Source organism: Cytobacillus sp. FSL K6-0265 (genome assembly GCF_038003465.1).
Classification (GTDB): Bacteria; Bacillota; Bacilli; order Bacillales; family Cytobacillaceae; genus Cytobacillus; species Cytobacillus stercorigallinarum.
Genome location: NZ_JBBOPE010000001.1, coordinates 2,869,409 through 2,894,365 on the forward strand (window position 1 = coordinate 2,869,409; position 24,957 = coordinate 2,894,365).

At 37.0% G+C, this 24,957-nt stretch carries 31 protein-coding genes; 5 read left to right on the forward strand and 26 right to left on the reverse strand.

Annotation, left to right across the window (positions count from 1 at the left end; translation table 11 throughout):
* Window positions 1-140 precede the first annotated feature (140 nt).
* From MHH73_RS14450 to MHH73_RS14470, 5 genes are all read right to left on the reverse strand, one after another.
* Window positions 141-1,022: a superoxide dismutase gene (locus tag MHH73_RS14450; RefSeq protein WP_341069783.1), complete on the reverse strand. Its 882-nt coding sequence runs from the start codon at window positions 1,020-1,022 to the stop codon at window positions 141-143.
* A gap of 168 nt (window positions 1,023-1,190) precedes the next feature.
* Complete coding sequence (locus tag MHH73_RS14455; RefSeq protein ID WP_191810776.1) at window positions 1,191-1,679, reverse strand: YpuI family protein; 489 nt, start codon at window positions 1,677-1,679, stop codon at window positions 1,191-1,193.
* A gap of 58 nt (window positions 1,680-1,737) precedes the next feature.
* A complete protein-coding gene (locus tag MHH73_RS14460; RefSeq protein WP_191810774.1) occupies window positions 1,738-2,094 on the reverse strand; it encodes a hypothetical protein in 357 nt (118 codons plus the stop codon).
* Window positions 2,095-2,321: 227 nt separating this feature from the next.
* Entirely contained in the window at window positions 2,322-2,903 is a 582-nt protein-coding gene (gene scpB, locus MHH73_RS14465; protein ID WP_191810772.1) for an SMC-Scp complex subunit ScpB, read from the reverse strand.
* The gene (locus MHH73_RS14470; RefSeq protein WP_191810770.1) at window positions 2,904-3,656 is read right to left on the reverse strand and encodes a segregation/condensation protein A; all 753 of its coding nucleotides are present in this window, start codon (window positions 3,654-3,656) and stop codon (window positions 2,904-2,906) included.
* Window positions 3,657-3,871: 215 nt separating this feature from the next.
* Here MHH73_RS14470 and MHH73_RS14475 point away from each other — a divergent pair, with 215 nt between their 5' ends.
* Window positions 3,872-4,006 carry a YjcZ family sporulation protein gene (locus MHH73_RS14475; protein ID WP_191810768.1) on the forward strand — a complete coding sequence of 45 codons (135 nt, stop codon included), beginning with the start codon at window positions 3,872-3,874 and terminating at the stop codon, window positions 4,004-4,006.
* 103 nt (window positions 4,007-4,109) lie between these two features.
* Window positions 4,110-4,631, forward strand: coding sequence for a DUF309 domain-containing protein (locus MHH73_RS14480; RefSeq protein WP_341067718.1), 522 nt, complete (start codon window positions 4,110-4,112; stop codon window positions 4,629-4,631).
* A gap of 12 nt (window positions 4,632-4,643) precedes the next feature.
* On the opposite strand, the gene MHH73_RS14485 is transcribed toward MHH73_RS14480, so the two are convergent.
* The 17 genes from MHH73_RS14485 to spoIIM form a co-directional block, all read right to left on the reverse strand.
* Entirely contained in the window at window positions 4,644-5,006 is a 363-nt protein-coding gene (locus tag MHH73_RS14485) for a GNAT family N-acetyltransferase (protein ID WP_191810764.1), read from the reverse strand.
* A 361-nt stretch (window positions 5,007-5,367) separates the two neighbouring features.
* Window positions 5,368-6,687, reverse strand: a complete 1,320-nt coding sequence (gene lysA, locus MHH73_RS14490) for a diaminopimelate decarboxylase (protein WP_191810762.1) — start codon at window positions 6,685-6,687, stop codon at window positions 5,368-5,370.
* Window positions 6,688-6,870: 183 nt separating this feature from the next.
* On the reverse strand, window positions 6,871-8,352 hold the full coding sequence (locus tag MHH73_RS14495; RefSeq protein ID WP_191810761.1) for a spore germination protein: 1,482 nt from the start codon (window positions 8,350-8,352) through the stop codon (window positions 6,871-6,873).
* On the reverse strand, window positions 8,349-8,915 hold the full coding sequence (locus MHH73_RS14500; RefSeq protein WP_191810759.1) for a stage V sporulation protein AE: 567 nt from the start codon (window positions 8,913-8,915) through the stop codon (window positions 8,349-8,351). Before MHH73_RS14500 ends, MHH73_RS14495 begins: the two co-directional genes overlap by 4 nt.
* Window positions 8,916-8,942: 27 nt before the next feature.
* Window positions 8,943-9,365: a stage V sporulation protein AB gene (locus tag MHH73_RS14505; RefSeq protein WP_191810757.1), complete on the reverse strand. Its 423-nt coding sequence runs from the start codon at window positions 9,363-9,365 to the stop codon at window positions 8,943-8,945.
* Window positions 9,355-9,975 (reverse strand): stage V sporulation protein AA, encoded by a 621-nt coding sequence (locus tag MHH73_RS14510; protein WP_191810755.1) that lies wholly within the window; start codon window positions 9,973-9,975, stop codon window positions 9,355-9,357. The genes MHH73_RS14505 and MHH73_RS14510 overlap by 11 nt, the downstream gene beginning before the upstream one ends.
* Before the next feature lie 160 nt (window positions 9,976-10,135).
* The gene (sigF, locus tag MHH73_RS14515) at window positions 10,136-10,891 is read right to left on the reverse strand and encodes an RNA polymerase sporulation sigma factor SigF (RefSeq protein WP_191810753.1); all 756 of its coding nucleotides are present in this window, start codon (window positions 10,889-10,891) and stop codon (window positions 10,136-10,138) included.
* A gap of 11 nt (window positions 10,892-10,902) precedes the next feature.
* Window positions 10,903-11,343 carry an anti-sigma F factor gene (spoIIAB, locus tag MHH73_RS14520; protein WP_191810751.1) on the reverse strand — a complete coding sequence of 147 codons (441 nt, stop codon included), beginning with the start codon at window positions 11,341-11,343 and terminating at the stop codon, window positions 10,903-10,905.
* Complete coding sequence (gene spoIIAA, locus MHH73_RS14525) at window positions 11,344-11,694, reverse strand: anti-sigma F factor antagonist (protein ID WP_191810749.1); 351 nt, start codon at window positions 11,692-11,694, stop codon at window positions 11,344-11,346.
* A gap of 178 nt (window positions 11,695-11,872) precedes the next feature.
* Window positions 11,873-13,051, reverse strand: coding sequence for a D-alanyl-D-alanine carboxypeptidase family protein (locus MHH73_RS14530; protein ID WP_191810747.1), 1,179 nt, complete (start codon window positions 13,049-13,051; stop codon window positions 11,873-11,875).
* 251 nt (window positions 13,052-13,302) lie between these two features.
* Entirely contained in the window at window positions 13,303-14,607 is a 1,305-nt protein-coding gene (locus MHH73_RS14535) for a pyrimidine-nucleoside phosphorylase (RefSeq protein WP_341067727.1), read from the reverse strand.
* Window positions 14,608-14,629: 22 nt separating this feature from the next.
* Window positions 14,630-15,448 carry a purine-nucleoside phosphorylase gene (locus tag MHH73_RS14540; protein ID WP_341067730.1) on the reverse strand — a complete coding sequence of 273 codons (819 nt, stop codon included), beginning with the start codon at window positions 15,446-15,448 and terminating at the stop codon, window positions 14,630-14,632.
* Window positions 15,448-16,644: a phosphopentomutase gene (deoB, locus tag MHH73_RS14545; RefSeq protein WP_191810741.1), complete on the reverse strand. Its 1,197-nt coding sequence runs from the start codon at window positions 16,642-16,644 to the stop codon at window positions 15,448-15,450. Before deoB ends, MHH73_RS14540 begins: the two co-directional genes overlap by 1 nt.
* A 258-nt stretch (window positions 16,645-16,902) precedes the next feature.
* A complete protein-coding gene (gene xerD, locus MHH73_RS14550; RefSeq protein WP_191810739.1) occupies window positions 16,903-17,796 on the reverse strand; it encodes a site-specific tyrosine recombinase XerD in 894 nt (297 codons plus the stop codon).
* Window positions 17,797-17,803: 7 nt separating this feature from the next.
* Window positions 17,804-18,031, reverse strand: coding sequence for a YqzK family protein (locus tag MHH73_RS14555; protein WP_191810736.1), 228 nt, complete (start codon window positions 18,029-18,031; stop codon window positions 17,804-17,806).
* 266 nt (window positions 18,032-18,297) lie between these two features.
* The gene (gene fur / locus MHH73_RS14560) at window positions 18,298-18,762 is read right to left on the reverse strand and encodes a ferric iron uptake transcriptional regulator (protein ID WP_341067734.1); all 465 of its coding nucleotides are present in this window, start codon (window positions 18,760-18,762) and stop codon (window positions 18,298-18,300) included.
* Window positions 18,763-19,014: 252 nt separating this feature from the next.
* Window positions 19,015-19,656 carry a stage II sporulation protein M gene (gene spoIIM / locus MHH73_RS14565; protein WP_191810732.1) on the reverse strand — a complete coding sequence of 214 codons (642 nt, stop codon included), beginning with the start codon at window positions 19,654-19,656 and terminating at the stop codon, window positions 19,015-19,017.
* Between the two features lie 204 nt (window positions 19,657-19,860).
* Here spoIIM and MHH73_RS14570 point away from each other — a divergent pair, with 204 nt between their 5' ends.
* Complete coding sequence (locus MHH73_RS14570; RefSeq protein WP_341067736.1) at window positions 19,861-20,430, forward strand: GNAT family N-acetyltransferase; 570 nt, start codon at window positions 19,861-19,863, stop codon at window positions 20,428-20,430.
* Between the two features lie 73 nt (window positions 20,431-20,503).
* On the opposite strand, the gene MHH73_RS14575 is transcribed toward MHH73_RS14570, so the two are convergent.
* The 3 genes from MHH73_RS14575 to MHH73_RS14585 all read right to left on the reverse strand — a co-directional run bounded on the left by MHH73_RS14575 (window position 20,504) and on the right by MHH73_RS14585 (window position 23,361).
* The gene (locus MHH73_RS14575) at window positions 20,504-21,412 is read right to left on the reverse strand and encodes an EamA family transporter (RefSeq protein WP_191810728.1); all 909 of its coding nucleotides are present in this window, start codon (window positions 21,410-21,412) and stop codon (window positions 20,504-20,506) included.
* A 225-nt stretch (window positions 21,413-21,637) separates the two neighbouring features.
* Window positions 21,638-22,810 carry an endonuclease Q family protein gene (locus MHH73_RS14580; RefSeq protein ID WP_341067742.1) on the reverse strand — a complete coding sequence of 391 codons (1,173 nt, stop codon included), beginning with the start codon at window positions 22,808-22,810 and terminating at the stop codon, window positions 21,638-21,640.
* Window positions 22,807-23,361, reverse strand: coding sequence for an NUDIX hydrolase (locus tag MHH73_RS14585; RefSeq protein ID WP_341067744.1), 555 nt, complete (start codon window positions 23,359-23,361; stop codon window positions 22,807-22,809). The genes MHH73_RS14580 and MHH73_RS14585 overlap by 4 nt, the downstream gene beginning before the upstream one ends.
* 76 nt (window positions 23,362-23,437) lie before the next feature.
* On the opposite strand from MHH73_RS14585, the gene mciZ reads away from it, so the two are divergent.
* Window positions 23,438-23,608 (forward strand): Z-ring formation inhibitor MciZ, encoded by a 171-nt coding sequence (gene mciZ, locus MHH73_RS14590; RefSeq protein WP_341067747.1) that lies wholly within the window; start codon window positions 23,438-23,440, stop codon window positions 23,606-23,608.
* A 92-nt stretch (window positions 23,609-23,700) separates the two neighbouring features.
* Complete coding sequence (locus MHH73_RS14595) at window positions 23,701-24,612, forward strand: aldo/keto reductase (protein ID WP_341067750.1); 912 nt, start codon at window positions 23,701-23,703, stop codon at window positions 24,610-24,612.
* A 68-nt stretch (window positions 24,613-24,680) separates the two neighbouring features.
* Here MHH73_RS14595 and MHH73_RS14600 read toward each other — a convergent pair whose 3' ends face one another.
* The gene (locus MHH73_RS14600; protein WP_191810718.1) at window positions 24,681-24,932 is read right to left on the reverse strand and encodes a YqkE family protein; all 252 of its coding nucleotides are present in this window, start codon (window positions 24,930-24,932) and stop codon (window positions 24,681-24,683) included.
* Window positions 24,933-24,957: the final 25 nt, after the last annotated feature.

Sequence of the window (24,957 nt, forward strand, 5' to 3'; positions counted from 1 at the left end):
GGTATTGTAAACTGTTGGATCACTTGGACTTTGTTGACTGACTATAATTGAGATCCCGCAAGAGTTGAGAGCTCAACTACTCTTGCGGGGGTGTTTAAAAAACATGAGTAACTGCCTAGTTTTCTTCTGCTATCTACTTATTAAAAAGGTTGCCATTTTATTTCATGTGCTGTTTGAAGCCTTCTTGAAACATTGTCCCAGTTTACAATATTCCACCAATTGTCAATATAAGCGCCTTTATCATTTTTATATTGTAAATAATAGGCATGCTCCCAAACATCTAAAACTAGTAACGGGATCGTGTCCCATTGTGTTAAGTTTTGATGTTTTTCAGATTGTAATATTTCTAAATGTCTAGCTCTTGGAGACCAAACAAGAATTGCCCAGCCTGAGCCTTCTACTTGCTTTGCCGCTTCTGTAAAATGTTTTTTAAAAGCTTCAAAGCTACCAAAGTATTTCACTATTTCCTTTTTCAATTCCCCCGTTGGTTCTCCACCACCTTGCGGACTCATGTTCTGCCAAAAGATCGTATGCAAATAATGGCCTGAACCGTTAAAAGCCAATTCCCTTGACCAATGTTTAACTAGAGCGAAATCGCCCAAATTTCTCGCCTTTTTTAATTCTTTTTCTGCTTTATTCAGTCCATCTACATAACTTTGGTGATGCTTATCATGATGTAATCTCATGATTTCTTCTGAGATATACGGTTCTAAAGCATTATATCCATAAGGTAAAGGTGGAAGTTCATGTTTCCCCGCTGGAACACTCACTTCATTGACATAAATTTGCCCAAGAGATAATCGATGATGGAAATACCGTTCCATCTCACCATGAAGTTCTTCCACTTTTTCGTGAATCTCTTCTATTTCTTTGTCCCCCATATTATGGTCAATTGTCTCCATAATGGCTGTCATATGATCAAGTTTGTCCCATAGCTCATTGCTCTCTTCAATATTTTCACTCTCCAAAAAAGCCCTCATCTCTTCATTCCATTGAAATACACTTTTTAAGTACTCATTCATGCGATGATTCAAGCCAAATCCCTCCTCTTCATTACATCATATGTATAGGAAAGATAAATAATATCGTTTTTTAGTCATTCTACATCCTGCTTATCATTTGAACGCTATAGACACAAAAAAGCACGGACCAATTTGTCCGTGCCTTGCTCAATCTAGAGCATTTCTTATTTATTTTGATTGCATCATTTTTGTACGATAGTCTGTTTCGTAGTATTCTAGTTCTTCTCTTATCTTTTGGAAATCACTTTCTAATCCTCTAAATAAGTTCTCAAGGCGAACGGGTACTTCGTGATGAAAACGAATTGAATTCTTTCCTGTATAGGCTGAACGACTATTCTCATACCATGCATCATTTTTAGGTGAAAAAAACTCTTCAATACAATGATGGTAAAGTTTATACAATGTTTGCTCAGCTGCTCCCCGCTGAAATTGATCACTCATGAGTATGATGCGACATGCTTCATAACCTTCCTCGCAAAACACTAGAAGCTTTCTCAAATTGGATAAAATACTTTTATAATATCGCTCATCACCCTGTCCTTCCTCTTTAAGTACCAACAAGGTTGTTTCATTTAAGAAGTTCTCAAAAGTGCTTACCGTATTACTAAGGAATTGTTGCACATCTTCCATTTGTGATTCAACTATAGAATTTCCCATCATTTTCCTCCCGTTTATTTAGCTACTCTTTTCATCAGACAATTTTTATATCAGCTCTTCATTTATTCTGCATCATTGTTTCTATTATGTTAGGTATTTGCTTAAAATCAAACCCTGCAAATAAGCTTATAAAAGCGGTCTCATCACTTATAAATAACCGTTTTCTCAACTTCAATTCCGGGTGATTGAGAAGAGAAGCCAGCGCAGCAATATCTTTAAAAGTTTTATCACCTACTGACTGTTCATATGATGTCAATTGATCAAGCTTTTCTTCAAAGTACTGCAAATAAGTTAATGTGAATTTTCTTTCCTCTCCATCTTCCTCATAAATGACTTCACTTTTATTAAAAAAATCTTCGAAGGAATTAGGAAGAGTTTTTTCAAGCGACCATCCTTTCGATTGCAGAATGAACAATCAGAACCCTCCTTCAGATTTAATCTACTTCTTGATGAGTATCTTCGTGATTGATAATAATGAAGTTTGCTGATAACATGATTGTTATTAAGGGAAATACTTTTCTTTTGTACCATCTGACATTATGTATATATGCCTTTGATGTTTAATTATGCTTAGCAAGTAAATCAACCTTAATGTTTTTATATTAACATAAATGAGCTGTTGATTGTTCAGAATTATTTCACTTATACATTATTTAATGTATCAAAGAACAAATCAGCTTCTGTTTGCTCAAACTCTTCGTCTCCTTGATCAGGTAGCTTGGGTAGCTCTTTTAAACTTTTTAATCCAAATGTATCTAAAAATCCCTTCGTTGTGCCATACAAATACGCCCGACCATTACCTTCAGCTCTTCCTACTTCTTTGATTAATGCTTTTGCCACAAGTGTTTGTAATGGTCTTTCTGTCTTCACTCCACGAATTTCCTCGATTTCAATTCTTGTAATGGGTTGCTTGTAAGCAATAATCGCTAATGTCTCTAAAGAAGCTTGCGATAAAGAATGGGAAGAAGGCGCCTCCACTAGTTTCTTTAAATAGTCCGCTAATTCCTTTTTAGTTGTTAATTGATACGATCCACCAATTTCAATGATTTGTAATCCCCGTCCTTGGTTAGTTGCTAACTCAGTCATTAATTGATTTATTCTCTCACTTGCTTCTTGATCACTCACTTCAAATACCGAAGCGATGGACTTCAAAGTAAGTCCTTCATCTCCTGCTGCAAATAAAAGCCCTTCTAAAATGGCTTTCCAATTTTCTTTCTTACTCACTTACTTTCCCTCCGCTACTTCTACATACAATTCTGCAAAGTTATTATCTTGTGTAACAAGCACAGCCTGTCTTTTCATTAGCTCTAGAACAGCTAGAAAAGTGACGACAACTTCTTCTCTAGAATGTGCCGTAAATAAATCATTGAAGTTCTTACGACCATTACTTTTCCTAAGTGTACGTATAACTTCGTCTATTCTCCTTTCAATTGGAATTTCCTGTCTGGCTACTTTCGTTGCAAGTGGTTCTTTCCATTTTTTCCTTCTTAATAACTTTTGCAGTGCCCCTAACATATCGTAAAGCGATACGTCTACTTGGGTCTTTTCCATTTTCATTTCTTTTGCCATGTCAGAAAGATCGCTCGGTGCTTTTGTGTATAATAAGCTTCTCTCTTGTTCAAGTTCCTTTAAGTCCTCGGCTGCTTCTTTAAAACGGCGATACTCTATTAATCTTTCAACAAGTTCATCTCGTGGATCTTCTTCCATTTCCATATCGATATCTTCGTCATAATTGTCTTCTTCGTGCTTTGGGAGTAGCATTTGACTCTTAATAGCGAGTAACGTGGCAGCCATAACCAAATACTCACTTGCTATATCCAACTCTAATTCTTGCATGGTATGTATATAGATTAAATACTGTTCAGTAATTTCTGCTACTGGAATATCATATATATCAATCTCGAGCCGATTAATTAAATGCAATAATAAATCGAGCGGCCCTTCGAAGGCGTTAATTTTCACATTATAATGCTCCATCTGTTCCACCAAAATTTCTATAAAATTATTTCTTCACTCTATACAGTATAGATGATTCAACGTAGCGAATCCAACATAATTCTTTTCGCCAACAACGGACTCCTTTACCAAGTGTATAAACTTACTTTTTATTTTATCCTAAGCCCAAACATGAGACAAACTACTCACATACAATGAGAAGGTAATGACAATTAGGTACTATTGGAGGTATAAATATGTCCAGAGAAAATTGTGGTGACAATCATCATAGGGAAGATGAGTGCTATGGTGGCGGCTTCGGTGCAGGCTTTGCTTTAATCGTTGTTCTCTTCATCCTACTTATTATCGTAGGCGCTTCTTGGTTATTTTAATGAAAATGAACATTGCCTGGCATGGTATTTGCCAGGCATTTCTTTTTTCCATCACTATTATATGATACCATGAAATTAATCGATTTTAAGGTTAAAAGGAGGAGTGACTTTGCATTCCCAAGCTTTTATTGACTATTTAGCCCATTATCACGGAGATCGTGATTATTTTGAATGCCACGAAATTTTAGAAGAATATTGGAAAGAAGTAGACAATCGCAACAAGCAATCTATCTGGGTTGGCTTGATTCAAATCGCTGTTGCTAATTATCATCATCGTAGAGGAAACTTTCATGGTGCAAAAAAAACATTGCAAAAAGCAGTATCTATTCTCTCGTCCTATCAAAGAGAAGTAATACAACTTGGTATTGACTATCAGCAACTGTTAAATGATATACACAAAATGCAAGAAGAAATTGATAAGGGCCGTCCTTATAAAAGCTATTACTTTCCTATAACCGATGCTTTCTTATTAGATGAGGTCAAAAAGACATGTATTTCTAAAGGTTTCGAATGGGGACAGGAAAGTAATCTTGAAAACGAAGACATCGTCCATCGACATATGAAAAGAGATCGGTCAAATGTCATCGCAGAAAGAGAGAGGGCCCTCCAAAGACATCATCGTTAAAAGGCAGCGATATTATTCGCTGCCCTTATTTATCTCTTCACATTTCTGTAAAAAGGCTTCTGTTAAATCATCCGCTGTTAGTTCTTTTTGTGGATAAGTGTCATTTAATGCTTTAATCATCGACTTACCGACCCCTTGCTGACGATGAGAAGGATTGACTGATATATGACGAACTTCGATATTTTGATCTGCTATGCGTACACCAACGAGCCCAATAATATCTTCGTCTTCTTTCCACAAAAACAATTGCAGATTTTCTTCACTTTCATACTCTTTAATCGTCTGTAATAACTGCTTTAATACTTTTTCTTTTGGCATAAAAGATAAAAGTCCCATAGCAATCTTTTCAAAAGACTTTTTATAGCGTATTAACATGATAACCCCTCATTATTAGTAAAACCGTTTATTTGCTATTATTTCCATATCTTAACTAACTTAAACTATTTTATCATATGTATCTATTGATTGAAATGGAACTTGTTATGATTGCGGGGCAATAAATATCCAATAAATAAGCCCCCATATAAAAGCTATACCTAAAATAAAGACAAATAACATAATATTACTTTTTTTATCCATACTTTCTTCAGTAGCTCCCTTTTTATATACATTCATCCTTCATTGTACATGAAAGGTTTCTACATTCCAATATGTTAAATGAAGGAGTTCGCCAAATAAGTAGAATCATAGGTGAGTCCCTATTATGACCCACCTATGATTTCTTGGTTCATGTTAATTACTGATTAACCTTGTTTTTTAAAGGTAAATCTAGACGTGCCATATCTTCAAATGATTCTCTTTTAATGACTAATCGATCTTCTCCATCTTCCACAAACACAACAGGCGGACGTGGTATACGATTATAATTATTTGCCATTGAATAACCATATGCACCTGTACAAAAAACAGCCAGCAAATCGTTGTTTCCAGCCTTCGGAAGTGGTAAATCCCAAATAAGCATGTCTCCAGATTCGCAACATTTACCTGCGATAGAGACTTTTTCCTCTACATCATCTAAGACACGATTAGCTAGTACAGCTTCGTATTGTGCCTGATAGAGAGCGGGACGGATATTATCACTCATCCCTCCATCAATGGCCAAGTATTTTCTTACAGTCGGAACATCTTTTGATGAGCCAATTTGATAGATGGTTGTACCAGCATCACCGACGAGTGATCTTCCAGGTTCAATCCATATTTCAGGTAAAGTCATCCCGTGATGGTTCGTTTGTTTTTTTACTTCCTTGATAATTTCCTTTACATACGTTTCTGGGGCGAGTGGTTCATCTTCCTCTGTATACCTAATTCCAAAGCCTCCACCTAAATTAAGAACTTTGGATTCATAATTATATTTTTGGCTCCATGTTTTCAATTTGGCAAAGATTTTTTGTGTGGCAAGGATAAAGCCAGTTGGTTCGAAGATTTGTGAACCAATATGACAATGGAACCCAAGTAAATGGATGTGTTGGGAATCGAGGGCGATTTTTAATGCTTCCTCTGCCTGTCCATTTTGTAAGTCAAAGCCAAATTTAGAATCTTCCTGCCCCGTTAAAATATAATCATGTGTATGTGCTTCTATACCTGGAGTAATCCGTAGTAACACATCGACGCGCTTATTCATTGATAAGGCCACTTCTTCTAATAAGTTCATTTCATGGAAATTATCTATGACGATACAACCAATATTATAGGAAAGTGCCATTTCTATTTCTTCACGGCTTTTATTATTCCCATGGAAATGAATGCGGTCGACCGGAAAGTCTGCTCTAATGGCAGTGTATAGTTCTCCTCCAGAAACCACATCTAAAGACAGTCCTTCTTCTTCCACCAACTGAATCATCGCTACAGAAGAGAAAGCCTTACTTGCATAGGCTACTTGTGCCTTCATATTATTTTCCTCAAACATTTTCTTAAACCCACGTGCTCTTCTTCTTATTAACTCTACATCATAAATATAAACAGGTGTGCCATACTTTCTAGCCAAATTTACTGTATCAACACCGCCAATTTCTAAGTGCCCTTTGTCATTTACCTTTGATGTACCGTGAAAAAACATGCCTTCCCCTCTTTCGTCTATTACTTCTCTACACAATAGAATTGATGCTTATTTTAATCGGACTAAAATGAAGAAATAGACAGAATCCTTAAGAAACTGTCTATTCTGTTATCCTTTAACCCTTTATTCAGTTGAACATACTTTACCATAATTCCCATATGCCTGCAATCGCCATTTACCCAATTATTTTGGCGGCTGCTTAAAACGATTGCGAGAATGGGTAATACTTGGTCGAATTTTTGACCCTGGTACTGCTCTTCTAAAAATAATATGAACAATAGCGCCAGGACAAAATGGAATGAATGGCCATAAATATGGTGTTCTAAATGAACGCATAGATACGAGAAAAAGAATAAATAGTGTAATTCCCACTACTAAACCAGGTGTATGAAAAATCGCAACTAATATTAATAAGAACATACGAATAAGTTTATTTGCCACACTTAATTCATAGCTCGGAGTGGCGAAAGTACCAATTGCGGCAACAGAAACATAGAGAATAACTTCTGGTACAAACAACCCAACGGTAATCGCAATTTCTCCTATTAGTATTGCAGCTATTAGTCCCATGGCCGTAGATAATGGGGTCGGTGTATGGATAGCAGCCAACCTTAAAAACTCTATCCCTAAATCTGCTAATAATAATTGAATAAGAACAGGTATATTCGTCTGTTCATTTGGCCCGATATAATCAATAGCATCCGGGAGCAACGATGGTTCTAAAACAAATAAAAACCACAATGGTAAGAAAAATAAGGAAGCTGCAAGCCCAATAAATCTCATAAATCTAACAAAAGTACCGACAGCCGGAGCTTGCCTATATTCCTCTACGTGCTGCAAATGATGAAATAAAGTCGTTGGGGCGATGATAACACTCGGCGACGTATCTACAAAAACAACGACATGACCTTCCATCAAATGAGTGGCGGCAACATCCGCTCTTTCAGTGTACCTTACAAGTGGAAATGGATTATAACTTTGATGGAGGATGAATTCTTCTACCGTTTTATCAGCCATTGGTAGCCCGTCGATATCAATTTCATTAATTTCCTTCCTTAACACATCGACTAGGTTGGGATCAGCTAACCCTTCAATATAGCCCAGGGAAATATCCGTTTTTGACCTTACACCTACATGAAGCATTTCAAACCTTAAACGTTCATCTCGAATTCTTCTTCTTGTTAGGGCCGTGTTGACGATTATATTCTCTACGTAACCATCACGAGAACCTCTAATTACCTTCTCCGTATCAGGCTCTTGTGGTGTTCGTCCTGGATAACTTCTGACATCTATTACTAAAGCGGTACCTTCACCTTCCATCACGACAACAATAAGCCCTGATAATACTTGGTCAACAAGCTCATCAATTGTCTTAATGCGGTCAACTGCTTGATGAACGATACGGTTCTCTACAATCTCAAAGAGATGGGTCGATAATTTTTCTTTATCATTAATCCCTACAAGCTCTTCAACAATTTCTATAATGAATTGTGTCTCAGTTAAACCATTAATAAAGTATAAATGGACATCCTTTTTTAATACTTTAAGCTTTCTCACTCCAAGGTCAAAGCTCGTTCCAAGACCTACATGGTCCTGCATGTATGCTTCAATTTCCTTGACAGATGTCGGCAATGGTTTCTTTCTTATTTTTTCTTTTTCGCTCATAACATACCGCTCCTTTCCAATATAAGTTTGACAGCTTGTTTCGTAATGGGTGAACCGGCTTCTATTGAATCAACTCTTGCCATTTTACCGATATCACCAATCCCGACGATAAATGGAATATTTAATGTCTCAAGGCAATAAACGGTATCCCCTACTATTCTTCCTTCATCCATATCTGCTATGCCAGATTTATCGACACCATATTCTGTTAATTCACCAAATCGATCAATGCTTACATCCACCTTTGTCCATTCCTCATGGTGAGTCCTTGACGCCACGGCTATTGCACCGATTACTTCAATATCAGGATGATTGGCAACAAAAGTCATCGCTTTCTCCCCTGGGCCTTCTCCGATATACCCGCTATCATCAAACATGATATAGACAGGATCTGAATGTGCTTTTTTAATCAAATGCACCATTTCTTCACCTGTCAATATAGTTGGATTTCCTTTAGAAGCAGAGATACAGCTACCACCAATATCATGAGCAATGAGCTCTATCGTTCGCTTTGCAAACTCATCTCCATCTGTAATTAATATGACTTTTCTCCGTTCTTTCATCGCCATGTCCCTTTCTAAGTTAGAAACCTACAGATTGACATAATATATCCATTGAAATAAAGATCCTATAATTTTCCCAAAAACAAAAGCCATTAATAAATAGACAATTTTCCCTTCTACACCAATGCGTTTAGCTAATATAGGGAAGACATTCAGCACTTCCGTAAGCGCAGCTGCAAGCATTCCAACAAAAATTCCACATAATAGGCCAATCGGAATTAGTATTAGAGAGGTAGCTTGTAGTACTGGCTCCCACATGGAAGCTGCAGCTCCAGCAATCACACCACACACCGCTGCCCATTCATAAGCATGAATCATCTTCATTGTTTTTGTTAGTTGCGTAAGTCTTGGAATAATTCCTAGGACAGATAAGAAAGCAACGACTCCACCACCTACAGCAATCCCACTCGCTAAGCCTATAAAGATGGCAAAGATAATTTTACCGCTCATCAATATTCTTCATACTCTCTTTGTTTTCTTTAAGAGCAACATAATTATCCAAATCCATTTGATAATTAAACATCTCTACCTCGAGAGGACTAGGCTCTTCATTTATCCGCTTTTTAAATACATGATTGAAGAAGAGAATCATTCCTAAGCCCAATCCAATTGAATATGGGATTTGAAAGATCAATGGCCGACTATCGACTTCACCTGTAATCAATGTATAAATCTTTAGTTGAACTTCTTGCATACTAACGTCTTCATGGAAATTCATGATGGTAAGAGCGGCACCAAAGAATAATAATAACCATATAAGGATAAACAATGGCAGTGAGACTTTCCTTCTTTTCACGGAAACTTCAACAATAACCTGTGTCGGCCCAACCGTTTGGATTTCCAAATCGGGAAAAGATTGTGTAATCTGCTTAATTACCTGCATAACATCAATAATGATGATATTCTTATCTTCTTCCGACACGCGGTATAACAAGAGTTTAGCTAATTTATCGTAAACTTCCTCATCTGCAATAAGCTGTGCAACATCCGATAAAACGATAGGTTCGTGCGGTTTAACCTGCAATCGATGTCGCAAGCGTAGATAAACGATTCGTTCCATCCTTTCACTTCCCACACAAAGATTTCCTTGCATATAGTATGAGTAAAGGTATTTCACTTCATGAAATCCAATAATTTCCTCACACAGATAATGCTCTCTCCTATAAATAAACGTCGGCTTCTCCACTTAAATAAAAGAAGCAAATGAAAAAGCATATAGACTACAAGTCCATATGCTCTTTCATTTGCTTCAATATTTTCTTCTCTAGCCTCGAGACTTGTACTTGTGAAATACCAAGCCTGACAGCTACTTCTGATTGTGTTTGATCTTTGTAATAGCGTAAATAAACAATCAGTCTCTCTCTTTCATCTAATTCATTAATCGCTTCTTTTAAAGCAATCTTATCGAACCATTTCCCCTCGTCCCCATCATCGATTTGGTCGAGTAAAGTAATAGGGTCACCGTCATTTTCATATACGGTTTCATGAATAGACGAGGGAAGTCGACTCGCATCTTGGGCCATGATAATATCCTCTGTTGGGATATTAAGGTATTCTGAAATCTCTGATACGGTCGGCACCCTACCTAATGATTTCGATAACTCATCTTTTGCTTTCCGAATTTTATTCCCGAGTTCTTTAAGTGAACGACTGACTTTAACTGTTCCATCATCTCTTATAAAACGTTGGATCTCACCAATAATCATGGGAACAGCGTAAGTAGAAAATTTCACATCATAACTCAAATCAAATTTATCTACCGATTTCAATAATCCAATACAGCCAATTTGAAATAAGTCATCTGGTTCGTATCCTCGATTGAGGAAGCGCTGGACAACTGACCATACTAAACGCATATTTTTTTGGACAATCAGGTCTCTAGACGCTTGATCACCATTTTGACTTTTACCAATGAGCTCTTTTACTTCATGATCTTTTAAATATTGCGTCTTTCCTGTTTTAACCTCCACATCCATAGCAAGACTCCTTAATTACATAGCATTTTACTATTTGATAAATGCTTCTTTAAACGGACCTCTGTGCCTTCACCTGGGTGTGATACAATACTTATTTCGTCCATAAAATTTTCCATAATCGTAAAACCCATGCCTGATCTTTCTAGCTCTGGCTTTGTTGTATAAAGAGGCTGTCTTGCCTCTTCTATATCCATAATACCGAGACCTTCATCTTTAATCGAAAGTTCTACTATTCCTTCTTCAATGGTTACCGAAATGTGTACAATGCCATCTGGGCTCATATCATAGCCATGAATAATAGCGTTCGTTACCGCTTCTGAGACCACCGTCTTAATTTCTGTCAATTCATCCATTGTTGGATCAAGCTGAGCAATAAAAGCTGCCACTGTCACTCGAGCAAACGATTCATTTTGACTGAGAGCAGTAAACTGCATCTGCATAGCATTTTTCATTTACGCCACCCCCAATCGTTGCAGGGCAAACGCTTCAGTAGGTTCTAAGCGAATAATTTTAAATAAACCAGACATATCAAAAAGTCTCTGGACAGATGGAGAAATCGCACAAACAACCATTTCGCCATTTTTTTGTTTTACTTGTTTATATCTGCCGAGAATTACTCCAAGTCCAGAACTATCCATGAAAGTTAATTGTTCCAGATTAAGAATAATATGATGAATATCGTGTTCCTCAATCATTTTTGTTGCTTTTGTTCTTAATTCATCCGCAGAGTGATGATCAAGCTCCCCGCTTAAACGAATACATAATACGTTGTTTTTTATTTCTAAATTAATTGCTAGACTCACTAACCATAGCCTCCTTTGTAATCAGTTGTCTCTATGGATTAGACAGGATTGACACAATTAGAATATCAATTCTGTCTTTAGTGAGTCCAATTCTATACTATTTACTGTTTTTCCTTCATGAAGACAAAACTAGTGTTTATTCGCTAAAACAGGACTTGTCTTCACTTGGTTCGACATATTACTCTGATACTTTCGTAAACATACCCATTGAACGCTTAAATAAAGTCCATATGTTGGCTTTTTTACTATCTTGGCTTGCGACTAAAGGACTTTCAACCATTGTTTTTCCTTCTTTTTCAAAAATAATCTTGCCGACTTCATCACCTTTTTTAACAGGAGCTTTTATATTTTCATCGAGTACAACCGTTTGTTTCACGTTTTTAATATCTTCACCTTTTTTAGCTAATATTGAAATCGGTTCGCTTGTTAATGCTTCTACTTGTTTCTTTTCCCCTTTTGACACTTTCACTTTTGCCACTGCTTGATTTCTTTTATACATGGCATGAGTTTCATATTTATTAAAAGCATAGTCTAACATTTTTGTCACTTCTGCATTTCTCTCTTTTGAACTAGGTGCCCCAAAAACAACCGCAATAACGCGCATTCCATTTTTCTCTGCTGTCGCCGTTAGACAATACTTTGCTTCTTGAGTAAATCCAGTCTTAAGACCATCTACACCTGGATAGAAGCGGACTAATTTATTTGTATTTACTAGCCAGAACTTTTTATCAGTGTCTTCACGCAAATAGGCCTCGTAAGTACCGGTAAAGTTTGTAATATCTTCATACTTCAGTAATTCCTTTGCCATCATCGCCATATCATGAGCCGTACTAAAATGATCAGTTACCGGGAGGCCAGTAGGATTCTTGAATACAGTGTCCTTTAAACCTAGCTCTTTTGCTTTTGCATTCATCATTTTGACAAACTCATCTACCGTACCAGCTAAACGTTCTGCTACAGCAACAGAAGCGTCATTTCCAGAACCGATAGCAATTCCTTGTAACATTTCTTTTGTAGTCATTTCCTCTCCAGGCTCAAGGAAAATTTGTGAACCACCCATTGAAGCAGCATATTCACTTGTCCTAATCTTTTCATCCCATTTAAGTTTGCCTTCATCGATTGCTTCCATAATTAAAAGCATTGTCATAACCTTCGTCATACTTGCTGGTGGTAATTGAACATCACTATTTTTTTCATACAGAACTTTACCTGTATCTCGCTCAATTAAAATAGCTGACTTTACATTTTTCACGACTTCTTCTTCCGTCATTTGTTCGCTTTCACGCGCAAATACTTGTGGCGCTATGGTAGAAACCATGAGAATACATATAAAAAATACACTTACTATTCGCTTCATCGCACAAACCCTCCATTCTTTATAGTTTCCATGATTACCATTTGTTGATAATTTATACCAATAAAAATACCAGAAAATACATTTTATGAATGAAAAAAATCTGGAAGATGAGAGGTGTGGAATGAGATATTTTATACTTTGATGTGGGAAGTAATCGAAGGAAATATGTAAAGATGGAGCATCTTTTTAGTTAAGTTATATTAAAAAAAGCTTAAAGGTTTTATTTCCTTTAAGCTTTTTCCAGTATATCTTTATTCAGTGATGACTTGATGTATCAATGTTGGTGCCGTTACTTCTTCTGACACTATTTTGATATTGTTAATAAGGATATTTTTTACTTCTTCAACATCTTCCATATTGCTATGAATTGTTAATAGCGCTTCTCCTTTTTGAACAGAATCGCCAACTTTTTTATGAAGAAGGAGGCCTGCAGCGAGATCAATAATAGATTCTTTTGTTGCTCTACCCGCACCAAGCATCATTGCAGCAGTACCCAGTTTTTCTGCAGCAATTTCTGAAATATATCCACTTTGCGCAGCTTCCACCTTTATTTGATATTTTGCCTGTGGAAGAAGAGATGGATCATCAACGACTGCTACATTTCCCCCTTGAGATTGGATAAAGGTTTTAAAAGTCTCTAACGCTTTACCACTACTGATTGCTTCTTGTAGTAGCGCGCGCGCACTTTCTAACGTATCGGCCTTTTTCGCTAATACAACCATTTGACTTCCAAGCGTTAAACATAAATCAGTCAAATCTTCCGGCCCTTCTCCTTTTAACGTATCTATCGCTTCTTTTACCTCTAAGGAATTACCAATTGCAAGGCCAAGTGGTTGACTCATATCTGAGATGACAGCCATTGTCTGTCTGCCAACATGATTACCGATTTTCACCATTGTTTTTGCTAAAGCAATTGATTCTTCAATTGTTTTCATAAATGCACCTGAACCCGTTTTCACATCCAAAACAATTGCGTCTGCACCCGCAGCAATTTTCTTACTCATGATACTTGATGCGATTAAAGGGATACTATTTACGGAAGCGGTCACATCTCTTAACGCATAGAGCTTCTTATCAGCTGGCGTTAAGTTTCCACTTTGACCTATGACAGCAAGTTTATTACGATTAACTAAATTCATAAATTCATCATTGTCAATCTCCACATGAAATCCATCGATGGCTTCTAATTTATCAATGGTTCCACCAGTATGCCCTAGTCCTCTTCCGCTCATCTTTGCAACCGGCACACCTACAGCAGCTACTAAGGGCCCTAATACGAGCGTAGTTGTATCACCTACACCCCCGGTTGAATGTTTATCCACTTTGGTTCCATCAATGTTTGCAAGATTAATTTCATCGCCTGACTTAACCATTGCTGTTGTTAAATCGGCTGTTTCTCTTTCATCCATTCCTTGAAAATAAATCGCCATTGCAAGTGCACTTGCTTGATAATCAGGAATTGTTTCATTTGTATAGCCTTGAATAAAATAGTTAATTTCTTCTGTCGTTAAAGACTGTCCGTCCCTTTTTTTCTCAATGATGTCTACCATTCTCATCTTAATAGTTCCCCCATTAAATTTAAATTTTTGTCACGATTCCTTTGACGAAGCTTAAAAATTGTTGTTTTACTTTCTCCGTTGTTTCTATCACTTCTTCATGATTTAATGGTTGGTCTAATATACCAGCAGCCATATTAGAAATACAAGAGATACCAAGTACATTCATACCAGCATGATTCGCAACAATAACTTCCGGAACAGTTGACATACCAACTGCATCACCACCGCAAATTCTAAGCATCTTTACTTCTGCAGGTGTTTCATAAACTGGTCCTGTATTGGCTACGTATACTCCACTTTGTATGTCTAATTGTTGTTGTTCTGCAACCTCTTTAGCGACTTGTATCATTTCTTTATTGTATGCTGATGACAGATCTTGAAAGCGCACACCAAAATGGTCATCATTAGGACCTATAAGAGGATTTACCCCCATATTGTTAATATGGTCTGTGATGATCATTAAATCACCTGGTGAGAAAGTTTCATTCACGCCTCCAGCAGCATTTGTCACGATTAGTTTCTGTACACCCAACTCCTTCATTACACGGACCGGAAACGTAACTTGCTGCATAGTATAGCCTTCGTAATAATGAAATCTTCCTTGCATAGCAACAACCGCTATTCCGTTTAATTGACCAATAACCAGTTGACCTGCATGCCCAGCTACTGTTGATTGCGGAAAACCCGGTATATCTTTATAAGGAATTTTTATCGCATTTGTTATATCGTCAGCAAGTACCCCAAGTCCAGAACCTAATATAAGGCCGACTGTTGGTGTTTGATCTATTCTAGATTGAATTAATTCTTTAGCTGCTATTACCTCATGTAAATTAGTCATTATTTCCCTACTCCCTTGACATTTTTAAGAAAGCTCTCTCCAATCAATGGCATCTTCACTTGAAAATTCTCTGCAATAGTCGCGCCGATGTTAGCAAATGTCTTGCCTTGAGGCAGTTCTTCTCCATGAGATAAGCGCTTAGAATAAACAAGTAATGGCACATATTCTCTCGTATGGTCTGTACCATGATGTATTGGGTCATTTCCATGATCCGCTGTAATAATAAGAAGGTCATTTTCATCTAACTGTTCAAAAAGTTCAGGTAAACGAGCATCGTATTCTTCTAACGCTTGACCGTACCCTAGTGGATCTCTTCTATGACCATAAAGAGCATCGAAGTCTACTAAATTCAAGAAACTAATGCCTGTAAAGTCTTGTTTTGCTGTTGCAACTATCTTGTCCATGCCATCCATATTTGATGTGGTTCTAATTGCTTCTGTTACGCCTTCTCCATCATAAATATCATTAATTTTTCCGATGGCAATGACATCTAGATTAGCATCTTTTAACTCATTCATTACTGTTCTGCCAAATGGCTTTAATGCATAATCATGTCTATTCGCTGTTCTTGTAAACGCGCCAGGTTTACCCACAAATGGTCTAGCAATGACTCTACCTACCATGTATTTTTCATTTAAAGTCAACTCTCGAGCAATTTCACAAATACGATACTGTTCTTCGATTGGTATAATCTCTTCATGAGCGGCGATTTGTAACACAGAATCAGCTGATGTATATACAATAAGAGAACCTGTCTCCATATGCTCTTCCCCTAATTCGTCTAAAATCACCGTCCCGCTCGCAGGTTTATTACCAATCACTTTTCGACCTGTCTTTTCTTCTAATACATGAATTAACTCATCTGGAAATCCATTAGGAAATACTTGAAAGGGTTTATCAATATGAAGACCCATTATTTCCCAATGACCTGTCATCGTATCCTTCCCTACAGAAGCTTCTTGAAGCTTTGTAAAAGAAGCCTCGGGTTGCGCGACTTTTGCAATCCCTTTTATTTCGTTGATATTACTTAATCCGAGACGTGCCATATGCGGCATATGTAAACCGTTCATTTTCTCGGCAATATGACCTAACGTATGTGCACCTTCATCACCGAAATTTTTCGCATCAGGTGCTTCTCCTATTCCAACAGAGTCCATTACAATAAGGAAAATACGTTTGTATGTAAATGTGTTCACATTCAACACTCCTTTCTAACTATTTCTTAACTAAAGAAAATCACTACTTATCATACCCTAAAAAGGCATTCATCAACAGCGAAGGATAGTGTAAAATGTCTAAAACCTAACAAAAGAGAACTGTCATTGAAAGGCCTCTATCCTTAAGAAAGATCTCTTTCGTCAGAAGTCTGACATCTATATTTATATTGTACTGAAAATAAAAAAAGAAAAACAGTCTTTTGTATCACTTTTCACTGTTTTCCTACATATTTCCTGTTATGCTCTTGGGTGGAATTGTTTATATACATCTTTTAATCTCGTTTTTGACACATGTGTATATATTTGTGTCGTTGAAATATCTGCATGACCAAGCATTTCTTGTACCGCTCTTAAATCTGCTCCATTTTCAAGTAAATGGGTGGCAAATGAATGCCTTAAAGTATGAGGTGTTAACTCTTTTTGAATACCAGCTGCTTGTGCTGTTTTTTTTAAGTTTTTCCAAAACCCCTGCCGTGATAACCCTTTACCATGGTGATTTAAAAACAAGTACTCTGTCGGGTGTTTTGGTGATAACAACTGTTGTCTGCCCTTATCTAAATAATCTTGAACAGCTGCTTGTGCTGTTTTCCCTAATGGGATGATTCTTTCTTTATTCCCTTTTCCAATACATCTTAAAAAACCCATCGTGAGATGAACATCATTTATTGTCAAATGGATTAATTCACTGACACGGATTCCTGTTGCATAGAGCACTTCTAACATGGCTTTATCCCTTAAATAAAAGCGGCTACCATCATTCGGGAGGTCTAGCAATCTTTCAACTTCCTTCATATTTAATACTTTCGGCAAAGATTTTTCCGCTTGTGGTGTTTCAATATGAATAGAAGGGTCGTGGTCTACTATTTTTTCACGAAGTGCAAATTGGTGAAATGAGCGTATAGACGCAATATGTCTTGCAATTGTTTTAGTGGACTTGCCATCATCCTTAAGCTGAGCTAGAAACTGAACAATATGAACGCGTTCAATTTCATTCATCGATTGTTTCAACATCTTCTTCTCAATAAATAAAATATAACTTCTTAAGTCTCTTTCATATGCCATGATCGTATTTTTGGCTAGGCCTTTTTCAATCATTAAATAGTGGATAAAATCCTGCAGATGATCATTCATCAAATCATTACTCCCCATTTAAATAAAACAGAATCAACCGATCCAACCAAGAAGAGTCCGATGCATTCGCACTTGCTGCTACCTTCACAGCCGCCCCACTCGGTTCATCATAACGATGATAATCCTGATACTCTTCATTTAACCACATAATACCATAATAAAAAAGAATTGTGCTTCCTGTAAAAAGAACGAAAACCTTAATGGTTTGATAGACTAGTTTAATCCACGCACTCATCATTTCTCCCCCAAATAAAACGTCTTATTAGAGGGTATGCCATTTTGGACAAGATTTATACCTGTTTCCAATGAGGAATCACTTAAGTTCATTCAATCATTCCAACTTCTAGGTCGGTGTAGACTCAAAAAGTGGTGGACCTTATCTTTATGTAGTATATAAATTAATTCAATCATATTTGTTGCTAAGTTGCAAAACCAGCTTGAGGCACAGGTTAGAGAAAAATAAGAAAACCCTTTCCAATTAAATTAGAAAAGGTTCGTGTCTTAAGCATCTGGCTCTTCATCATTTTTTTTATCTTGACATCGATAGCAGATGCCGTGAAAAGTAAGACGGTGGTCTTTTATTTTGAAATGCCAACGCTTCTCAACAACTTCTTCCACATCTTCTAGTAAATCTTCTTGAATTTCATCTACTGCACCGCATTCTATGCATACAAGATGATGATGGAAGTGAGCAGCACCCTCTTGACGTAAGTCATATCGGGAAACGCCATCACCAAAATTAATTTTATCAACAATTTTTAATTCAGTTAGTAATTCAAGTGTTCGATAAACAGTTGCTAAACCGATTTCTGGCGACTTTTCTTTAACAAGGAGGTATACATCTTCCGCACTCAAATGGTCCTCTTCATGTTCTAACAAAACGCGAACCGTGGCTTCACGTTGTGGTGTTAGCTTATAACTGGATGAATGCAACTGTTTTTTGATTCTGTCAATTCTGCTTTCCATACCGAAAGTCCCTCCCTCACCACTAACATTCTCATTATAACAGATAGATGTATAGAATCAAACTAAAATCATTATAAAGAGGACTTTATAATGATTCTTATATTAGAATTGTTATAATAGCTAAAACAACATAAAAGTACAGAACCTAAACGTAGGCTCTGTACATAATGATCTATTCAAGTCAGTCATTATTACTAAATTCATATGATAAAAGAATTATAGCATTCAAACCTTATATAAGCAATCGGTGATTTAGAGGAATGAATCAATGACTGACTTCATTAACACCGGTGAAACAAAGGCCTCAATAGCTGATGCACCGGCTAATATAATAATGGCAATAAGGAAAGAAACTAAGTATTTACCTAGCAAGGGCATAAATGCATTATTTACTTTCTTCATAAACAGCCGACGGATCATCTTCATTGAAAATGAAATCGCAAAAGTAGATGTAATAATAAAAATTGGAATGATAATCATATTTTGTGGCAAAATCGACACAAAAGATAGTAAAAACCCATGCCACTTTAATTGACTTACTAAAAAACCGACAGTAAAGCCAACGACCATCCCTTTCACAAATAGTAAAACTAAAATAAGCGGTAATCCAATAATAGATATCCCCAATAGCCATATAACACCTATATATTTTCCATTATGAAGTAAGCTTTGTTCAAATATGTGAGCAGGTGTCGCCATTTCTTCATTTGAAACATGACCAAAAAACTGTGTCAAATATTGAAATAAATCCTCTTTTTGCGTCAAACTTAAACTGTTTACGACAACCGCTCCAAATATGACACCCATTAGAAACAATATAATAACAAACAAATAGATTGAGGAATGCTCACGGAAATGATTTGCTACGACGTTCTGGTACATTTTTTTTATCATTGCTCTTCCTCCTGAAAAATGATTTCACTTACTAGAATGTATGCTAGACTTTGTGAGTTCATGACAGGAAGATACGAAATACTTTAAGTAATCTATTAAAATTTTTATTGTAAAAAAGATGTTATTTATTTAAACTTTAAGAAAGTTTTGTCCACTTGGTGTCAAAGGATAGTTGCGCTAGTAAATTAAAAAGGAGAAGAAAGAATGAACCCCCTCTTAGTAGATTTTCCAGAGAAAATAGAAACGGCCCGTTTGTATTTTAGACCCTGTTTGCCTGGTGACGGCAAGATCGTGCATGAAGCCATTGCAGTGTCACGAGATTCATTAAAAAAATGGTTGCCCTTTGCTGTAAAAGAAGAGACTGTTGAAGAAGTAGAAGCGGGAATACGCGCATCTTTTGCGGAATTTATTAACCGCAGTGATTTCCGTCTCCATATCTTTCTGAAGGAGAATCATCTTTTTGTTGGCTCAATCGGCCTTCACCGGATAAATTGGGATATTAAAAAATTCGAAATTGGCTATTGGTGTGATAGCCGCCACATGAAGAATGGCTATATATCAGAAGCAGTAGAGGCGTTGACAGCTTTCTGTTTTGAGCATTTCAAAGCAAATAGAGTAGAAATCCGCTGTGATGAAAAAAATATAGCTAGTCGGCGAATACCCGAACGTCTCGGTTTCCCACTAGAGGGAATATTACGCAACGATAGCTTAGCAACAGATAACATATCTCTAAGAAGTACATGTGTGTATGCAAAAGTAAAAGTTGTTGACTAATTGAAACCTCAAGATAAAAAGGTAAGGACCTTGTCAAAAATCTTAGACAAGGTCCTCACATTCTCCCTATTAATTAACTCGCTTTTGCCGATTGAATTTGGTCGTGGTCCTTTTTTACTTTATGGCCCACATTACCATAAATAATCCCTACAATGATAATACAAACCCCTATCCACTGAAGCGGGACAAGATCTTCCTGTAAAACCAAAACTGACATTAGTAAAGCAACTGGTAATTCTGACGATGTCAAAATTGTACCTAACCCAGCTCCCACATGAGGCATTCCAATTGCAAATAACAATGGTGGTAACGTAACACCAAAAAGTCCTAGAATCAATCCGTACGGCATAATTGCTGTCACAGTTGCTGTATCGGCTAAGAAAACTGGCGGGAAGATAATCATAGTAATGAGTAATCCACCAAAGGCAAAGATTGCACTTCTTTGGATCGGCGGTACTTCTTTCCCGACCGTACTACTAATATAGGCGAAGATGGAGAAAGATAATGCTGCAAGCATCCCCCATCCTGCACCAACTAGAGAAAAGTCATTAAAGCCTTGTGATAAAATTCCTGTTGCCAAGAAAGAGCCCACAAGTAACAGCAAAATCGCACGTAACTTTTTCATTCCTGGCTTTTTTCTATCAATAATAAACTCGATAGCCGTACCAATCCAAACAAACTGAAATAAGAAAATGATGGCTAACGACGCATTTAAAGACTGTAAGGATTGATAATAAAAAATACCCGTTAAACCAGTTGGCACGCCACATAATACGAGAAAGCCAAAACGCTTGAAGCTTATCTTCTGTTTTTTTGTAAACAAGAATATAAGCCAAATCAATAACGTCCCAGCTAAAAATTGACTTCCAGAAACTTCAGCAGGTTCGAACCCCTCACCGTAGGCCAGCTTGACAAATGTTGATAACACACCAAAGCAAGCACCTCCGATAAGGACTGCTAAAGGATACATTGATTGTTTCATCAGTATTTCCTCCTAAATCTACCGGTTGTAAATATCGTTTAAAAAACATAAGAGCAGTTTTTAAAAAATACAAAAAGCCACACATCGATGCTACTTGCATCAATGTGTGGCGAAAAAAGAGTGTCTACTCTTAAAAAGTCCACAAATCCGTACCGGTTTTGGCATTCAATTATTAATACCAATGTATCTTATCTCTAACATGGGTAGTCTGTCAAGTCTAGTATTTTAATCAAGGCGAACTCTACCATATCTTCCTCCGCCACCTACATCAAATTGTACGCTACCTAATCTCGCCTGCTCAATCAGATTCGCTGCTTGCTCAGGTATGACTTGTTGCAATGAACCAAGAGGGACATCATGGATGATAACCATTTCTGTGCCATAATGAAGAAGTAGCTTTTCTAATGTCTTCACTCCAATCCCGGGAATAAACTCTAAAGGAATTTGATGGATATATGGTGGTCGCTTTCTCCCTTTAACCGTTGAAGTTACATTTGCTAACTCTTGAATACGATTTTTTACGCCTTTAATAATTTTCTTACTACCGCAGTTACTGCATTGTACAGCCCGTAGTGGTTGGGCCTCACCACATTTTGCACAGACCGTCTCATGATACTTACCAAGAAGCGGATCTAATCCATAATTAGCTTCAACTGTTCTTCCATCCGTTTGTTGCAAAGCCATCGTTAACTCCTTAAAACTTAATTCTTGGAGTGAGATCCTTTGGTATTCTCTTGCAATTTTCGCTAATGAATGCGCATCAGAATTTGTTATAAATGGATAGTCATGTAACTCTGCTATACGGTCTGCCATTTCTGTATTGGCACTCAAACCCAATTCAATTGCATCAATCCATTGGGGGTCAAATACTTCCGAAAGTGAATGCTTTACCCCTTTTCCATATAAGCTTTTAAAAGGTGTAAACACATGGGCAGGAATAAACAAACCATCTAATTCTTTTACCTTTTGTTGAAGCAAACGCCCTTCTATATAAACCCGCTGTGAACTCAGTTGGATATTCTTCATTCGAAATGACAACCAGTTAGAAAAAGCTTTCATGTGGCTAAGTGTTGGGAAAAACGACAGTACATGGATGGGACCGTGGCAATATTGATCATATATCTCGAGTTCTGAACCAAGAATAATCATCATATCACCAAATAATAATCCGCCATCTTCATGCTCTTGTAACACACCCTCGTGAAGTAAACCCTCTATTTCAGTTATCACTTCTGGAGAGTGACAATCGATAATCCCAATGATGTCTAACCCTTTTTGACTTTTTGCATGATGAATAATGTTTGTAAAAGTTAAGGTTTTTGAACCTGTGATTTTAACCGGCTTACCAGTAACGGTTCTCCCAATATGAATATGCAAATCTGCATAATAAGATTTCATTTTTGCTGCAACGCTTCTTTTAGTTGCATATATTGAACCGCATAAGCGGTTTTCGCATCATAGATTTTTTGCTCTCCTATTAATTGGACCGCTTCTTGAACGGAGACTTCTTTCAGATTAACAAATTCGTCTTCATCAAGAGAGGCCGAATTTTCTATCACATGTAAACCTTTTGCCATATACAAATGAACAATTTCATCAGCAAAACCTGGAGAGGTATAAAAAGAAATAAGCCACTCTATTTCATCACACCCATACCCTGTTTCTTCTTCTAATTCTCTTTTCGCACATTGTAAGGGGTCTTCGTTTCCTTCTAATTTACCTGCTGGGATTTCAATAATCGTCTTCTCAAGCGCTTTACGGTATTGTTCAACCATAACCATGTTTCCTTCATCCGTTAGTGCTAATATTGCCACTGCACCTGGGTGCTTGACTACTTCTCTTTTCGATAATTGTCCGTTCGGTAGTTCAACCTCTTCTACTTGGAGTCGAATAACCCTACCGTCAAAGATTTTTTCCGTTTTTAACGTTTTTTCTTCTAGGCGACTCATTTTCTCTCGTCACTCCTGTTCTATCCGATTATTCTGCTCATACATTTTAACATACTTATGTTTAGGAGAGCTCATGATGAAAATATACGTACATGAAAAAGGTGTTACCTTTGTTGGTAAGGCATGGGAAATTAAAGAAAAACTAAAGGTTTATCAAAAGTCATTTTCTTATGTTAGAGAATGGATAGATGAAACAACAAGTGGTGATTATGACAAGAAGCCTAAGAATAGCGAACATCACTCATAAATTCTTCATGCCATAAATCAAATGATTTGTTTAACCTCTCTCAGTATCGGTAAAATAGATAAAAAATACTCAGAGAAGAGCGGAGGTTCATAATGCAAAAAGTACAGTTAGGTAAATCACCCTTAATGGTTACTCCTCTTGGTCTTGGTTGTATGTCACTTGGAACAGATAAAAAAAAGGCCCAAGCGATTATTGAAACAGCACTAGAAGAAGGGATTAATTATTTTGATACAGCCGACTTATACGACTTTGGTTTAAACGAACAGCTAGTTGGAGAAGCGTTAAAACGCGTACGAGAGGATGTCGTTATTGCCACAAAAGTAGGTAATCGATGGACTGAAGGAAAGGAAGGCTGGCACTGGGATCCGTCAAAAGATTATATAAAAGAAGCCGTAAAACAAAGCTTAAAACGGTTAAGTGTAGAATATATTGACTTATATCAATTGCATGGCGGGACGCTAGATGATGATATACTTGAAACAATTGATGCGTTTGAAGAGCTTAAACAAGAAGGTTTTATTAAGGCATATGGTATCTCCTCGATCCGTCCTAATGTTATTCGTGAATATGTTAAGCATGCCTCTATCGATACAGTAATGATGCAATACAGCTTACTCGATCGTCGTCCAGAGGAAGAAGTTTTACCACTATTAGCTGAAAATAATATCAGTGTCGTTACGAGAGGCCCACTAGCTAAAGGATTATTAAGTGAAAACTGGATGGATAAACTATCGGAACAAGGGTATTTAGATTATAGTGAAGCAGAATTACGTGCCCTCCTCACTGAGCTTAATGCAAGGTTTACTGAAACACGCCATCTACAAGAAGCAGCCATCCAATATAACTTGGCACATATTGGGGTTTCTTCTATCATTGCCGGTGCCTCTTCGATGGAACAGGTAAAAGAAAATGTTGCAGCCGTCCGTGCAGAGCCATTATCTAAGGAAGAATTAACTTTCATGGAGCAACTAGCTAAACTGAATAAGTACGAGACACATCGTTAAGCCATACTTAAATCAAAAAATGAGAAAAGATGACGTACCTTTGGATGCGTCACCTTTCTCGTAATCTATCATTTAAATTCTTTCCAATTTAAGTTACTTTCACCTAAAAGCTCTTCAAAGCTTTTATTTTTCTCACGTAATTTACGCTCTTCGGCTTTTCTACGTGATTCTTCCTCAAGCTTGATTTCTTCCGCTTTTTTCAGCTCATTTTTCTTCCCTTGCAGTCCTTTGACAAGCTCAGGGTTTAGCATATCTCCTAAAGTAAGCGGCTTATCTTCATTTATTTTCTTTGATTGTGCTCGCTGTTTTTTCTGCTTCATGACTGGTGTCCTACCCCCTCATTCT

Coding starts and splice junctions, on each gene's coding strand:
- MHH73_RS14450 (WP_341069783.1), bottom strand. CDS start 1,022: ATGAATGAGTACTTAAAAAGTGTATTTCAATGGAATGAAGAGATGAGG.
- MHH73_RS14455 (WP_191810776.1), bottom strand. CDS start 1,679: ATGGGAAATTCTATAGTTGAATCACAAATGGAAGATGTGCAACAATTC.
- MHH73_RS14470 (WP_191810770.1), bottom strand. CDS start 3,656: ATGGAGCATTATAATGTGAAAATTAACGCCTTCGAAGGGCCGCTCGAT.
- MHH73_RS14475 (WP_191810768.1), top strand. CDS start 3,872: ATGTCCAGAGAAAATTGTGGTGACAATCATCATAGGGAAGATGAGTGC.
- MHH73_RS14485 (WP_191810764.1), bottom strand. CDS start 5,006: ATGTTAATACGCTATAAAAAGTCTTTTGAAAAGATTGCTATGGGACTT.
- lysA (WP_191810762.1), bottom strand. CDS start 6,687: ATGTTTTTTCACGGTACATCAAAGGTAAATGACAAAGGGCACTTAGAA.
- MHH73_RS14495 (WP_191810761.1), bottom strand. CDS start 8,352: ATGAGCGAAAAAGAAAAAATAAGAAAGAAACCATTGCCGACATCTGTC.
- MHH73_RS14500 (WP_191810759.1), bottom strand. CDS start 8,915: ATGAAAGAACGGAGAAAAGTCATATTAATTACAGATGGAGATGAGTTT.
- MHH73_RS14505 (WP_191810757.1), bottom strand. CDS start 9,365: ATGAGCGGTAAAATTATCTTTGCCATCTTTATAGGCTTAGCGAGTGGG.
- MHH73_RS14510 (WP_191810755.1), bottom strand. CDS start 9,975: ATGGAACGAATCGTTTATCTACGCTTGCGACATCGATTGCAGGTTAAA.
- sigF (WP_191810753.1), bottom strand. CDS start 10,891: ATGGATGTGGAGGTTAAAACAGGAAAGACGCAATATTTAAAAGATCAT.
- spoIIAB (WP_191810751.1), bottom strand. CDS start 11,343: ATGAAAAATGCTATGCAGATGCAGTTTACTGCTCTCAGTCAAAATGAA.
- MHH73_RS14530 (WP_191810747.1), bottom strand. CDS start 13,051: ATGAAGCGAATAGTAAGTGTATTTTTTATATGTATTCTCATGGTTTCT.
- MHH73_RS14535 (WP_341067727.1), bottom strand. CDS start 14,607: ATGAGAATGGTAGACATCATTGAGAAAAAAAGGGACGGACAGTCTTTA.
- MHH73_RS14540 (WP_341067730.1), bottom strand. CDS start 15,448: ATGACTAATTTACATGAGGTAATAGCAGCTAAAGAATTAATTCAATCT.
- xerD (WP_191810739.1), bottom strand. CDS start 17,796: ATGAATGATCATCTGCAGGATTTTATCCACTATTTAATGATTGAAAAA.
- MHH73_RS14555 (WP_191810736.1), bottom strand. CDS start 18,031: ATGAGTGCGTGGATTAAACTAGTCTATCAAACCATTAAGGTTTTCGTT.
- fur (WP_341067734.1), bottom strand. CDS start 18,762: ATGGAAAGCAGAATTGACAGAATCAAAAAACAGTTGCATTCATCCAGT.
- spoIIM (WP_191810732.1), bottom strand. CDS start 19,656: ATGATAAAAAAAATGTACCAGAACGTCGTAGCAAATCATTTCCGTGAG.
- MHH73_RS14570 (WP_341067736.1), top strand. CDS start 19,861: ATGAACCCCCTCTTAGTAGATTTTCCAGAGAAAATAGAAACGGCCCGT.
- MHH73_RS14575 (WP_191810728.1), bottom strand. CDS start 21,412: ATGAAACAATCAATGTATCCTTTAGCAGTCCTTATCGGAGGTGCTTGC.
- MHH73_RS14580 (WP_341067742.1), bottom strand. CDS start 22,810: ATGAAATCTTATTATGCAGATTTGCATATTCATATTGGGAGAACCGTT.
- MHH73_RS14585 (WP_341067744.1), bottom strand. CDS start 23,361: ATGAGTCGCCTAGAAGAAAAAACGTTAAAAACGGAAAAAATCTTTGAC.
- mciZ (WP_341067747.1), top strand. CDS start 23,438: ATGAAAATATACGTACATGAAAAAGGTGTTACCTTTGTTGGTAAGGCA.
- MHH73_RS14595 (WP_341067750.1), top strand. CDS start 23,701: ATGCAAAAAGTACAGTTAGGTAAATCACCCTTAATGGTTACTCCTCTT.
- MHH73_RS14600 (WP_191810718.1), bottom strand. CDS start 24,932: ATGAAGCAGAAAAAACAGCGAGCACAATCAAAGAAAATAAATGAAGAT.